The 12985-nt window shown below is 68.0% G+C and carries 13 protein-coding genes; 4 read left to right on the top strand and 9 right to left on the bottom strand.

Annotated elements, in window-relative coordinates; translation table 11 throughout:
• Positions 1-110 precede the first annotated feature (110 nt).
• Together AC1DFC_RS16250 and AC1DFC_RS16245 are read left to right on the top strand one after the other, a co-directional pair.
• The gene (locus tag AC1DFC_RS16250) at positions 111-1829 is read left to right on the top strand and encodes a SulP family inorganic anion transporter (protein WP_413336273.1); all 1719 of its coding nucleotides are present in this window, start codon (positions 111-113) and stop codon (positions 1827-1829) included.
• Positions 1830-1842: 13 nt separating this feature from the next.
• Complete coding sequence (locus AC1DFC_RS16245; RefSeq protein ID WP_007830839.1) at positions 1843-2727, top strand: LysR substrate-binding domain-containing protein; 885 nt, start codon at positions 1843-1845, stop codon at positions 2725-2727.
• A 21-nt stretch (positions 2728-2748) separates the two neighbouring features.
• Here AC1DFC_RS16245 and AC1DFC_RS16240 read toward each other — a convergent pair whose 3' ends face one another.
• From AC1DFC_RS16240 to clpB, 5 genes are all read right to left on the bottom strand, one after another.
• The gene (locus tag AC1DFC_RS16240; protein WP_007830837.1) at positions 2749-3330 is read right to left on the bottom strand and encodes a DUF3299 domain-containing protein; all 582 of its coding nucleotides are present in this window, start codon (positions 3328-3330) and stop codon (positions 2749-2751) included.
• Positions 3331-3426: 96 nt separating this feature from the next.
• A complete protein-coding gene (arfB, locus tag AC1DFC_RS16235) occupies positions 3427-3834 on the bottom strand; it encodes an alternative ribosome rescue aminoacyl-tRNA hydrolase ArfB (protein WP_007830835.1) in 408 nt (135 codons plus the stop codon).
• Between the two features lie 16 nt (positions 3835-3850).
• Positions 3851-5035: an acetyl-CoA C-acyltransferase family protein gene (locus AC1DFC_RS16230; RefSeq protein ID WP_007830833.1), complete on the bottom strand. Its 1185-nt coding sequence runs from the start codon at positions 5033-5035 to the stop codon at positions 3851-3853.
• Positions 5036-5144: 109 nt separating this feature from the next.
• Positions 5145-5477, bottom strand: a complete 333-nt coding sequence (locus AC1DFC_RS16225) for a hypothetical protein (protein WP_007830831.1) — start codon at positions 5475-5477, stop codon at positions 5145-5147.
• A 6-nt stretch (positions 5478-5483) separates the two neighbouring features.
• The gene (gene clpB / locus AC1DFC_RS16220; RefSeq protein WP_478179586.1) at positions 5484-8105 is read right to left on the bottom strand and encodes an ATP-dependent chaperone ClpB; all 2622 of its coding nucleotides are present in this window, start codon (positions 8103-8105) and stop codon (positions 5484-5486) included.
• 140 nt (positions 8106-8245) lie between these two features.
• On the opposite strand from clpB, the gene AC1DFC_RS16215 reads away from it, so the two are divergent.
• Positions 8246-9241, top strand: coding sequence for a Bug family tripartite tricarboxylate transporter substrate binding protein (locus AC1DFC_RS16215; RefSeq protein ID WP_478179585.1), 996 nt, complete (start codon positions 8246-8248; stop codon positions 9239-9241).
• A gap of 41 nt (positions 9242-9282) precedes the next feature.
• Here AC1DFC_RS16215 and AC1DFC_RS16210 read toward each other — a convergent pair whose 3' ends face one another.
• Entirely contained in the window at positions 9283-9759 is a 477-nt protein-coding gene (locus AC1DFC_RS16210; RefSeq protein WP_413315099.1) for a molybdenum cofactor biosynthesis protein MoaE, read from the bottom strand.
• A gap of 255 nt (positions 9760-10014) precedes the next feature.
• Here AC1DFC_RS16210 and dapA point away from each other — a divergent pair, with 255 nt between their 5' ends.
• Positions 10015-10911, top strand: a complete 897-nt coding sequence (dapA, locus tag AC1DFC_RS16205; RefSeq protein ID WP_007830818.1) for a 4-hydroxy-tetrahydrodipicolinate synthase — start codon at positions 10015-10017, stop codon at positions 10909-10911.
• Here the strand turns inward: dapA and AC1DFC_RS16200 are convergent.
• From AC1DFC_RS16200 to mobB, 3 genes are read right to left on the bottom strand one after another with little or no spacing between them, the layout of a single operon-like run.
• The gene (locus AC1DFC_RS16200; RefSeq protein ID WP_413315101.1) at positions 10898-11149 is read right to left on the bottom strand and encodes a MoaD/ThiS family protein; all 252 of its coding nucleotides are present in this window, start codon (positions 11147-11149) and stop codon (positions 10898-10900) included. The two genes, dapA and AC1DFC_RS16200, sit on opposite strands and share 14 nt — an antisense overlap.
• A 5-nt stretch (positions 11150-11154) precedes the next feature.
• The gene (locus AC1DFC_RS16195) at positions 11155-12441 is read right to left on the bottom strand and encodes a molybdopterin molybdotransferase MoeA (protein ID WP_478179584.1); all 1287 of its coding nucleotides are present in this window, start codon (positions 12439-12441) and stop codon (positions 11155-11157) included.
• Entirely contained in the window at positions 12434-12979 is a 546-nt protein-coding gene (mobB, locus tag AC1DFC_RS16190) for a molybdopterin-guanine dinucleotide biosynthesis protein B (protein WP_478179583.1), read from the bottom strand. The genes AC1DFC_RS16195 and mobB overlap by 8 nt, the downstream gene beginning before the upstream one ends.
• Between the last annotated feature and the right edge of the window lie 6 nt (positions 12980-12985).

Here is a 12985-nt window from a genome sequence, read left to right as displayed (position 1 = left end):
CAATGCCAGCGGCCCGGCAAAGCCGGTTCCGCGGCATCCCCCGACTGGCCGCGTAAGCTCCCTGTGCCAGCGCAGCATTCCAGCGCCGTTGCGCGTGCCATCCGTCATTCATGAATCCGGCTACAACCTCTCCTTCCCTGCGCCAGCGCCTCTCTCGCTGGGTTCCCTGCTTCGCCTGGCCGCGCCCTTCCGCCGCGCTGCTGCGCAACGAGGCGATGGCCGGCATCACTGTGGCGCTGATGGTGATCCCGCAAGGCGTGGCGTATGCGGCGCTGGCGGGCATGCCGCTGGTGACGGGGGTGTACGCGGCCCTGTTCCCCGCGCTGATCGCGGTGATGTTCAGTTCGTCGCAGCGGCTGTCGGTCGGGCCCACGGCGCTCACCAGCCTGCTGGTCGGCGCCTCGCTCGCGCCGCTGGCGGTGGCAGGCAGCGCCGAATGGGTGGCGATGGCGGTGTGGCTCACGCTGATGTCGGGCGCCATCCAGATCGTGCTGGGCGCGGGGCGCTTCGGCTGGCTGCTGCGGCTGGTCAATTCGCCGGTGCTCATCGGCTTCACGCAAGGCGCGGCGGTGCTGATCGCCATCTCGCAGCTGCCGGCGCTGCTGGGCTTCACGGGGCGGACCATTGCGCAGGTGCTGCGCGGCGGCCCGCTGCCCGACCTCGTGGCCATTGCCTTCGGGCTCGGCAGCATCGCGGTGCTGTGGCTGGGCAAGCGCCTGCTGCCGCGCTTTCCGACCACCATGGCGCTGGTGGCCGGCGCGGCCGCCATCAGCTGGCTCGTCGACTACGCGCTGCGCGGCGGTGCGGTGGTGGGCAGCCTGCCTTCGGGCCTGCCCTCGCTTTACTGGCCCGGCCTGCTACCCATGAGTACCTTCAGCGCGCTGGTGCTGCCGGCGTTGATGATCACGCTCGTGAGCTTCCTCGAAACCGCGTCGAGCGCCAAGGTCGACAACGCGCGCGCCGGCACGCTGTGGAACGAAAACCAGGATCTGATCGGCCAGGGCCTCGCCAAGCTGGCCTCGGGCTTCACGGGCGGGTTTCCCACCAGTTCGTCGTTCTCGCGCTCGGCCATCACGCTCTATGCGGGCGCGCAGACCGGCTGGGCCACGCTGTTCAGCGTGGCAGTGGTAGCCGGTGCGCTGCTGTGGCTGATGCCGCTGCTGTACCACGTGCCGCAGGCAGTGCTGGCGGCGGTGGTGGTCACGGCCATCCTGGGGCTGGTGAAGCCCGCGAGTTTCACGGCGCTGTGGCGCATCTCGCGCATCGAGGCCGGCATTGCCTTCGGCACTTTCGTGCTGACCATCGCGACCGCACCGAGCATCTACTGGGGCGTGCTCGGTGGCCTGCTGGCGAGCATGGCGCACTACATGTACCGCCACCTGCATCCGCGCATCATCGAGGTGGGCCTGCACCCCGACGGCAGCCTGCGCGACCGCAACCTCTGGAAGCTGCCGCCGCTGGCGCCGCAGCTCTATGCACTGCGCATGGACGCCGAACTCGACTTCGCCTCGGCCTCCACGCTCGAACGCGCGCTCACGGTGGCGCTGGCCGAGCGGCCCGATCTCACCGACGTGTGCCTGTTCGCGCAGCCCATCAATCGCATCGACATCACCGGCGCCGAAGTGTTCGGCTCGATCCGCCGGATGATGGAAGCCAAGGGCATCCGCCTGCACCTGAGCGGCCTCAAGCTGCCCGCGATGCAGGTGCTGGAGCGCGCCGGCCTGCTGGCGCCGGGGCCGATGCTGTTCAGCTACCGCACCGACGGCGAGGCGCTCGCGGCGCTGATGCCGCGCATCGACGAGTCCGAGGGACAGGAAGCCGCCGCCTGACCCGCCAGCGCCCATGAAGTCCACCATCGAAGAACTGGTCGCGTTCCGCACGGTGGTGGACACTGGCTCGATCACGGCCGCGTCCGAACAGTTGGCGCAAACGGTCTCGGGCATCAGCCGCGCCTTGAGCCGGCTCGAACAGAAGCTCGACACCACGCTGCTGCGCCGCACGACGCGGCGGCTCGAACTCACGGAGGAAGGCGCGGCCTTCCTGCAGCGCACGCGCGCCATCCTCGACGCGATCGACGACGCCGAAGAGCAGATGGCCGCGCGCCGCCAGCAGCCGGCCGGGCGCCTGCGCGTGAACGCGGCCTCGCCCTTCATGCTGCACGCCATCGTGCCGCTGGTGCCGGAGTTTCGAAAGCTCTACCCGCAGATCAGCCTCGAGCTCGACACAGACGACCTGCCCATCGACCTGCTGGAGCGCCGCACCGACATCGCGATCCGGATCGGCCCGCTGCGCGACTCCACGCTGCATGCGCGCCCGCTCGGCACGCACCGCCTGCGCGTGCTCGCGAGCCCTGCGTACCTCGAGGCACACGGCAAGCCGCGCAAGGTAAGCGACCTCGCCGAACACGTGCTGCTGGGCTTCACCCAACCCGAGTCGCTGAACCGCTGGCCCCTGCGCGGCGTGCATGGCGACGAATGGAACATCGCGCCGACGCTGATGGCATCGAGCGGCGAAACGCTGCGCCAGTTGGCGCTGGCCGGCGTGGGCGTCGTCTGCCTGTCGGACTTCATGACCGGTGCCGACCGCACAAGCGGCGCGCTGGTGCAGGTGCTGGCAAAGGACACGGCGGACGTGCGCCAGCCGGTCAACGCGGTGTACTACCGCAACACGCAGCTGTCGGCGCGCATCACTTCGTTCCTGGATTTCCTGTCGCAGCGCATGGCCTGAGTGCGCAAGCGGCGGCGCTGCTTACTGCGCCTGCTTCGCGACGAAGCGCTCCACGGACGCCGACTTGATCTCGTAGCCGCTCACGCCCATGTCTGCCGACGAGTAGCGCGCCGCCTTCAGTGTGCCGCTGACGTACGCCGTGTCCATCGCGTGCAGGCCCTTCACGGCGGCAGGCGCGATCACGTGCACGATCTGGTTGGCGGGCGGCGGCGGCGTGTGGATGCAGGCGCCGAAATACGGCACCAGCAGGAATTCGCGAATGCCGTCCTGCGCAGCGTCGAGCGGCACGACGAAGCCCGCGAGCTTGGCCGCCTTGCCGTCGAGCGCCACGTTGACCGGAGCGTTGTCCCAGACAGCACGCATCTCGTCGAGCATCTGGATCGCGCGCGGATCGTTGTCGCGCAGCGCTTCGAGGCTGATGTTGCGGTAGCGACTGGTCGGGTCCCAGCTCTTGGGAATCAGCTCTTCCCACTTGAGTTCAGGGGCCGCGGCCGTGCTCGTGCCCTGCATCGCCGCTGTCCCCGGACCGCAGCCGGTCAGGAGTGCCGCGGCCGGCGCCAGCAGGAGCACAGCCAACACGGCGCGCGAAAAGAACCTTCTCATGACCGCGATTCTGCTTGGGAGATGTTTCAGACCCGTACAGCAGGGCCTTTTGCACTCAATTCGCCTCAGATCAGACGAGTTCAGCCGAATGCGCGCTCAGTCGCGTACCGGCCCGCGCAGGCTCTTGATCTGCGAACGCTGGCTCTTGCCCTCGAGGCGGCGCTGCTTCGAACCATAGGTCGGCTTGGTGGCGCGCCGCACGCGCGGCGGCATGGCCACGCTGTCGACCACCGCCTGCAGGCGCGTGAGCGCATCGGCGCGGTTCATCTCCCGCGTGCGGTGCTGCTGCGCCTTGAGCACGAACACGCCTTCCTGCGTGATGCGGCTGTCGCGCAGCGCGAGCAGACGCTCCTTCACGTCGGCCGGCAGCGAGCTCGCATGGATGTCGTAGCGCAGGTGCACCGCGCTCGACACCTTGTTGACGTTCTGCCCGCCCGCGCCCTGCGCCCGGATGGCGCTGATCTCGACTTCGTCGGGGTCGATCAGGAGGGGTGGGTGGAACATGCGCGCGAGTGTGCCTTCAAACGCGTTCGAACACGGCCGCGATGCCCTGGCCGCCGCCGATGCACATCGTGACCAGTGCATAGCGGCCGCCGGTGCGGTGCAGCTCGGCAATCGCCTTCGTCGTGATGATCGCGCCGGTCGCACCGACGGGGTGGCCCAGCGAAATGCCCGAGCCGTTCGGGTTCACCTTGGCCGCGTCGAAGCCCAGCTCCTTGATGACGGCGCAGGCCTGCGCCGCAAAAGCTTCGTTCGACTCGATCACGTCGAAGTCGCCCACCTTCAGGCCCGTGCGCTCCAGCACCTTGCGCGTGGCCGGCACCGGGCCGATGCCCATGTACGCGGGCTCGACGCCCGCATGCGCATAGCCCACCAGCCGCGCCAGCGGCTTCAGGCCCAGCGCCTTCACGCGACCGCCTTCGGCCAGCACCACGGCAGCGGCGCCGTCGTTGATGCCCGAGGCATTGCCAGCGGTCACGAGGCCGTCCTTCTTGAACGCGGGCTTCATCTTCGACAGCGCCTCGACGGTGGTGTCGGCGCGCACGTGCTCGTCGGTGTCGAACAGCAAGACGCCCTTGCGCGTCTTCACCTCGACCGGAACGATCTGCTCCTTGAAGCGGCCCGCCGCGATGGCGGCCGCCGCGCGCTGCTGGCTGGTCACGGCCAGTTCGTCCATCTGCTCGCGCGTGATGCCGTAGCGCGCGGCCACGTTCTCGGCGGTGATGCCCATGTGGATCTTCTCCCACGGGTCGTGCAGGATGCCCAGCATGTAGTCGACCAGCACCGCGTCGCCCATGCGGGCGCCATAACGGGCCGATGTGTCGAAGTACGGGCCGCGGCTCATCGACTCCGAACCGCCGCCGATGGCGATGTCACAGTCGCCCAGCGCGATGGCCTGGGCCGCCGACACGATGGCCTGCAAGCCCGAGCCGCAGAGGCGATTCACGTTGAAGGCCGGCGTCTCGATCGGGCAGCCTGCGTCGATGGCAGCCACGCGGCTCAGGTACGCATCCTTCACGTCGGTGGGAATCACGTTGCCCATCACCACATGGCCGATGGCATCGGCGGCCACGCCGCTGCGCTCGATGGCGGCCTTGACGGCGGTGGTGGCCAGCTGGGTGTTGGGCACGTCCTTCAGCGCGCCGCCGAAGGTGCCGATGGCGGTGCGGGCGGTGCCGACCACGAAGATGTCGCGTTGGGTCATGGAATGTCTCTCCTGGATGAAAGCGAAAGCCGCGGTCAGCGGCGGCGGCAGGAGGACGATTCTGACGGCGAACGGCGCGACGGGTGGTCACGCCGGGAACACCGGGGCCTCAGCCGCGCGAAACCGGCTTCGGCGCCACGTCGGTCACGTCGCTGGCGCTGCCGCGAATACGCACCGGGCGCTCCACCGATTCGCCACGCGCCCGCGCATTGGCCACGTCGGCGGCCGTCGGCTCGGCCGGCGGTGCCGCATGGCGAAATTTATCGAAGCCCGAGCGCGGGTTGAAACGCATGACCCAGGGCGTCACGGGCTTGCCCGTGAGACGCCCCCAGGCGTAGCGCACACCCCACACGGCCGCCAGCAGCATGACCGCCACGGCCAGGCTGGCCGCGAAGACCAGTCCCAGAAGCAGAAGAATGACGCGAAAAATGAAATTCATCATCCGACTTTAGGCCGAAGCGGCCGCCGTTGGTTCCCCTGCCTTGCCGAAGGAGAACTGTCCGGGCGACCGGATCGGATCGGTCGTGACCTCGATCGTGTCCTTCGGCCCAAAGCTGCCGTCCAGCAGCAGCTTCGACAGCGGGTTCTCGATGCGCTGCTGGATCGCGCGCTTCAGGGGCCGCGCACCGAACACCGGGTCGAAGCCGACCTTGGCGATCTCCGCCAGCGCCGCCGGCGACACTTCCAGCCCCAGGTCCATCTTCGCGAGCCGCGCCTGCAACACCTTGAGCTGGATCGCAGCGATCGATTCGATGTTCTTCGCGTCGAGCGCATGGAACACGACCGTCTCGTCGATGCGGTTCAGGAACTCGGGGCGGAAGTAGTTCTTCAGCTCGTCCCACACCGCTTCCTTGATCTCTTCCGAGGGCTTGCCCACCATGGCCTGGATGATGGGCGAGCCGATGTTGCTCGTCATCACGATCACGGTGTTCTTGAAGTCCACCGTGCGGCCCTGGCCGTCGGTCAGGCGCCCATCGTCGAGCACCTGCAGCAGCACGTTGAACACGTCGGGGTGGGCCTTTTCGACTTCGTCGAGCAGCACCACGCTGTAGGGCTTGCGGCGCACGGCTTCCGTGAGGTAGCCGCCCTCCTCGTAGCCCACGTAGCCCGGCGGCGCACCGATCAGGCGGGCGACCGAGTGCTTCTCCATGAACTCGCTCATGTCGATGCGGATCAGGTGGTCCTCGCTGTCGAACAGGAAGCCCGCCAGCGCCTTGCACAGCTCGGTCTTGCCCACGCCCGTGGGGCCGAGGAACAGGAACGAGCCGGTCGGGCGGTTCGGATCGGACAGGCCCGAGCGCGAGCGGCGGATCGCGTTGGCGACCGCGCCGATGGCCTCGTCCTGGCCGACCACGCGCTCGTGCAGCTTGTCTTCCATCACGAGCAGCTTGTCGCGCTCGCCCTGCATCAGCTTGGCGACCGGAATGCCGGTGGCGCGTGCCACGACCTCGGCGATTTCTTCGGAGCCGACCTGGGTGCGCAGCAGCGTGGGCGCGCTGGACTTGCCCTTGTTCGCCTCGCTGGCCTCGGCTTCCTTCAGGCGCTTCTCGAGCGCGGGCAGCTGGCCGTATTGAAGCTCCGCGACCTTGTTGAAGTCGCCCTTGCGCTTCCATTCCTCGATCTGGAACTTGATCTTGTCCACGTCCTCGCGCACCTGCGCGCTGCCCTGGGCCTGCGCCTTCTCGGCCTGCCAGATCTCGTCGTAGTCGGCGATTTCCTTCTGCAGCTTCTCGATCTCGCCCTCGATCAGGCCCAAGCGCTTCTGCGAGGCCTCGTCCTTCTCGCGACGCACGGCTTCGCGCTCGATCTGCAGCTGGATCAGCCGGCGGTCGAGGCGGTCCATGACCTCTGGCTTGGAGTCCATCTCGATCTTGATCTTGGCCGCGGCCTCGTCGATCAGGTCGATGGCCTTGTCGGGCAGGAAGCGGTCGGTGATGTAGCGGTCGGACAGCTCGGCCGCGGCCACGATGGCCGGGTCGGTGATCTGAACGCCGTGGTGCACTTCGTACTTCTCCTGCAGGCCGCGCAGGATGGCGATGGTGGCCTCCACGCTGGGCTCGCCCACGATGATCTTCTGGAAGCGGCGCTCCAGCGCGGCGTCCTTCTCGATGTACTTGCGGTATTCGTCGAGCGTGGTGGCACCCACGCAGTGCAGCTCGCCGCGCGCGAGCGCGGGCTTGAGCATGTTGCCTGCGTCCATGGCACCTTCGGCCTTGCCGGCGCCGACCATGGTGTGCAGCTCGTCGATGAAGACGATGGTCTGGCCTTCGTCCTTCGCGAGCTCGTTGAGCACGGTCTTCAGGCGTTCCTCGAACTCGCCGCGGAACTTGGCGCCCGCCAGCAGCGCGGCCATGTCGAGCGACAGCACGCGCTTGCCCTTGAGCGACTCGGGCACTTCGCCCGCGACGATGCGCTGCGCGAGGCCTTCGACGATGGCGGTCTTGCCCACGCCGGGTTCGCCGATGAGCACGGGGTTGTTCTTGGTGCGGCGCTGCAGCACCTGGATGGCGCGGCGGATTTCCTCGTCGCGGCCGATGACCGGATCGAGCTTGCCCAGGCGGGCGCGCTCGGTGAGGTCGAGGCAGTATTTCTTGAGGGCTTCGCGCTGGCCTTCGGCATCGGCGCTGTTCACGCCCTGCCCGCCGCGCACGGCGTCGATGGCCGATTCGAGCGACTTGCGGCTCAGGCCGTTCTCCTTGGCGATCTTGCCGACGTCGGCCTTGCTGTCGGCCACGGCGAGCAGAAAGAGTTCGCCCGCGATGAACTGGTCATTGCGCTTGATGGCTTCCTTCTCGGTGGCCTGCAGCAGCTTGCCGAGCTCGGGGCCGACCTGCACGATGTCGTGGCCCTGCACCTGCGGCAGCTTCTTGATGGCGGCCTCGGCCGCCTGCGTCAGGCCCGGTACGTTGACGCCGGCACGCTCCAACAGGGCGCGTGGGCCGTCGTCCTGGCGCAGCATCGCCAGCAGCAGGTGGGCCGGTTCGATGTAGGCGTTGTCGTTGCCCAGCGCGAGCGACTGTGCGTCGCCCAGCGCTTCCTGAAATTTGGTGGTGAGTTTGTCTTGTCGCATGGTGGTATTCCTGCATCCAAAATAGGGCTGTTCGGGCACGATTCAAGGCTGCCGGCTACGCCGGTGCCGTGGGCACGGCTATTGCACAAGATCCGTTTCCCCTGCCCGTAGGCATTTCTCTCTCTCGAATGGAGTCGATCATGGTTTTTTCAATGCAGCGCGTTCAACCGGTGCGCCGGGCGATCAGCGTGGGCCTCTTTCTAGCCGCCATGGGCCTGTCCGGCCTTGCGCAAGCGCAAAGCGGCACCCCCATCCGCCTGCTCGTGGGCTTCCCCGCCGGCGCCGGAACCGACGCCATTGCACGCACGCTGGGCGAAAAACTCAAGGACGTGCTGGGCGTGCCGGTGGTGGTCGAGAACCGTGCCGGCGCGGGCGGGCAGATCGCGGCGACGGTGCTGAAGTCCTCCCCGGCCGACGGCCACACGCTGTTCCTGTCGCACGACCACACGATATCGATCCTGCCGCAGGTGGTGAAGAACCCGGGCTTCAACCCCGCCACCGACTTCGTGCCTGTGGCCGGCTTCGCCACCTTCGCCAACGTGTTGGCGGTGTCTGGCGGCACGCCTGCCAGGAGCATCGACGAGTACGTGAAGTGGGTCCGCACGCAGAAGGGCGGCAAGGAAACCATTGGCATCCCGGCGCCGGCTTCGATCCCCGAGTTCCTGGTAAAGATGATTTCGGAGAAGTACAAGATCGACGTGCAGCCCGCACCCTACCGCGGCAGCGCGCCGATGACAGCCGACATGCTGGGCAACCAGATCACCGCGGGCATCGCCTCGGTGCCGGACTTCATCGAGAACCACAAGGCGGGCAAGGTGCGCATCGTGGCCTCCATCGGCGCCAAGCGCCAGGCGGTGATTCCGAACGTGCCGACCTTCACCGAGCTGGGTTTCTCGAACCTGGAAGACCTGCCCTACTACGGCATCTTCGCGCCGGTCGGCACGCCGCAGCCGATCATCGACAAGTACGGCGACGCGCTGCAGAAGGTGCTGGCGATGCCCGACGTGAAGCAGAAGCTGACGACAATGGGGCTGACGGTCGGCTACGAGCCGCAGGGCCAGTTCGCGGGCCGCGTGCGCACGTATACGCAGACGTGGGAGCGGATCATTCAAGCGAGCGGCTTCAAACCCCTCTGACCTCTTGCTCCCCCTCCCCCTCGGGGAGAGGGAACAACAAGTCAGGCGTTCGGGGCGCTGATTCCCCAGCGCGCCAGCGCCGCGTCGTCGGCCACGCGCGCATCCACCCAGCGGGCGCCTTCGGGCGTCTGCTCTTTCTTCCAGAAAGGCGCCTGGGTCTTGAGGTAGTCCATCAGGAATTCGCAAGCCTCGAAGCTCTGGCCGCGGTGCGCCGACACCACCGCCACCATCATGATCTGGTCCAGCGGCTGCAGCAGGCCCACACGGTGGATCACGCGCGCGCCCAGGATGTCGAAGCGCTTGTGCGCCTCATCGATCATGGCTTCGATGGCCTTCTCGGTCATGCCGGGGTAGTGCTCCAGCTCCATAGAGGCGACCGTGCTGCCGTCGTTGCGGTCGCGCACGGTCCCCACGAAACTGCAGACGGCGCCCACGCGCTTGTCGCCGGCACGCAACGCGGCGACCTCCTGGCCCAGGTCGAAATCGGCTGTCTGGATCGAAACACGCGCAACGCTCATGTCCGGATTGTGGCATCGCGATAGACTGCGGCAATGCCTTGCCTCGCCACGCTTTTCACGGTGCTTTCGCACGCCGAGAGCCGTTGCGCGTGCCAGGGCAGCAACAAAGCCAAAAAACCAAAGCTCGTCTGACCGGAGCCGAGGTTCCGTCGTCGGATGAGCGACGGAACCTGCAAAAGGCTTTGGCCCCTTTCGGGTTGTGCGCGCATCGGACGATGGTTCGTTCCATCGGTCGATTCCTGAAAGGAAGCCCGCGTGCCTCAACAACAACCAAGCTCCACCACCCCTGATTTCTCCGGCTTCTGGGTGGCCCTCGTTACCCCGTTCCGCGACGGCGCGGTGGACCATGCCGCCCTCGCCGCGCTGACGCGGCGGCTCGCCGGCGATGGCGTGACCGGCTTCGTGCCCTGCGGCTCGACCGGCGAGGCCGCCGCGCTCGATGAAGCCGAGCAACTGGCCGTGCTCGATACCGTGCTGGCCGCGGCCGGCGGACTGCCGGTGGTCATGGGCATTTCCGGCTATCACCTGGGCAAGGCCACGGCCTGGGCGCGCAAGCTCTCCGAACGCCCGCTGGCGGGCCTGCTGGTGGCTGCGCCGCACTACGTACGGCCGTCGCAGGCCGGCCTGCTCGAATGGTTCCGCACCATCGCCGATGCCAGCACGGTGCCGGTGCTGGTCTACGACATTCCCTATCGCACCGGCGTCACCATCGCCCGCGACACGCTGCTGGCGCTGGCCGAACATCCGCGTATCCGCGGCATCAAGGACTGCGGCGGCGACATGGCCAAGACGCGCGCCGTGATCGCCGACGGTCGGCTGCAGGTGCTGTCGGGCGAGGATCACCAGATCTTCGGCACCATGGCCGAAGGCGGCGCGGGCGCCATCGCGGCCAGCGGCAATGTGCAGACGCGCCGCTTCGTGCGGCTGGTGCGCCTGCTGGCGGACAACCGGTTGGCCGAGGCGCGCGCCGAATGGCAGGCGCTGCAGGCGCTGGTGGAGATGCTCTTTGCCGAACCGAATCCCGGCCCGCTGAAGGCGCTGCTGGCGCACGCGGGCGAAATGCAGGACGAATTGCGCTCGCCGATGACCCGTGCGTCCGACGGCCTGCGCGAGCGCCTCGCGGCCCTGGACGGGCGCCTCAACCGCCCGTGACGGGTGGAAAGAATGCGACTTCGCAGCCTTCGCTCAGGGCGGCGGCTTCGTCGCTCATCATCTGGTCGAGCGCCATGCGCACCGCCTTGCCGCGTGCAAGCGCGGTGGCGTAAGCACCACCGCGGGCGATGAGCTCGTCGCGCAGGGCCGAAAGCGTCCCGGCCTTGGTGTCGACGGTTTCGCCGCTGCTGGAAAGGGCTTCGCGCACCGAGGCGAAGTAACGGATCTGGATCTTCATACGATTCAGGCGAGCAGCGATGCGAAGGGAATGAAGTCGACGGTGTCGCCTGCCTTGATCGTCTGGCCGGCAGGGTTGTCGACCAAGCCGTCACCCCAGACCATCGAGGTCAGCACACCCGAGCTCTGGTTGCCGAACAGGTCGAGGCCACCGTCCGGGTTGCGCCGCGTGCGCAGGAACTCCCGGCGCTTGTCGGCGCGCAGCCAGTCGAAATCGGCGCGCATCTTCACCGCTTCCGGCGCGACGCGCGTGGCGCCCTGCAGCGCCAGCAGGAAGGGCCGCACGAGCATCAGGAAGGTCAGGAAGCTCGACACCGGATTGCCGGGCAACCCCGTCACATGGCAGGCGCCCTGCCCGTTGCTGCGCGCGATCGAGCCGTAGGCGAAAGGCTTGCCGGGCTTCATCGACAGCGACCAGAGCTGCAGCTCGCCCAGCGATTGCAGCGCCGCGCGGATGTGGTCTTCCTCGCCGACGGAGACGCCGCCGGTGGTGATGATCAGGTCGCTCGTCTCCGCCGCATCGCGCAGTGCGGCGATGGTGGCTTCGCGGTCGTCGGGCACGATGCCCAGGTCGTTCACTTCGCAGCCCAGGCGGCGCAGGAGGGCCCGCATGAAGAAGCGGTTGGAGTTGTAGATGGCGCCAGGCTTCATCGCGTCGGGTGCGACCTCGCCGGGCATCGCCAGTTCGTCGCCAGTGGAGAGCATGGCCACACGCGGCTTGCGGGCCACCTGCAGGCGGTCGAAGCCCACGCTGGCCGCAAGGCCGAGCGCGGCGGGGGTGAGGCGCTCGCCCTTCTTCAGCACGACATCGCCCGAGGCCACGTCTTCGCCCGCGCGACGGATCCATTGGCCGGCAGCGGGAACGATGGCGATGCGCACCGAGCCCAGGCCGCCTTCCTGCGGCATTGCCGTGGTGTCTTCCTGCATCACGACGGCGTCGGCGCCTTCGGGGATCTGCGCGCCCGTGAAGATGCGCGCCGCGGTGCCGGCCGCGAGCGGCGTGCCGACGGTGCCTGCGGGGATGCGCTGCGTCACCTTCAGTTCGGCGCCCGGTGCGGCACAGTCGGCCGCGCGCACGGCGTAGCCGTCCATCGCGCTGTTATCGCGCGGCGGCACGGTGAGGCCGGAGACGAGGTCCTGCGCCAGCACGCGGCCGTCGGCGTCGAAAGTACCGACGCTCTCGGCGGGCAGCTTCGGCAATGCCTTCGCGAGCAGGACCGCGACCGCCTCATCGAGCGGCATCAGCGGCGGGCGCGAGGAAGAAGCGGCGAAAGGAACGGGTGAATCAGCCATGGTGATCGGGGTTGTATTCGAAGCGGTCGCCGCTGTCGATCAACCACCTCGCAATGGCCTCGGCGTCGTTGAGGTCGAACAACGGCCGCTCGGTGGGCGACGGCAGGCTGGCAGGCGCGTCGGTGGCCACGGCAATGACGAAAGGATCGTCGGTGTACAGCACAGGCCGCGACGGCTCGCCCGCTTCCGGCAGCCGCCAGACCTCGATCTTGAGCACGTCGCTGTGGCGGAAGCCCTCGACCAGCACCCAGTCGGCAGCCGGATGCACTTCGGCCAGCAATTGGTGCACGCTGAGTTCGACGGGAGCCTCGAACTCGCGCATCACGGCCAGCCGCTTGTCGGAGGCGACCACCACCTCGAAGGCACCCRCCTCGCGGTGGCGGTAGGTGTCCTTGCCGGGATGGTCGATGTCGAACTTGTGGTGCGCGTGCTTGACTACCGACACGCGCTGGCCGAGCCGCTTGAGCGCCGGTATCAGGCGCTCAAGCAGCGTGGTCTTGCCCGCGCCCGAATAGCCGGCGAAACCGACGACTTTCATGCGAAG

It is taken from the genome of Variovorax sp. 10L421 (genome assembly GCF_056395365.1).
This window is presented reverse-complemented; position numbering and strand designations above follow the sequence as displayed.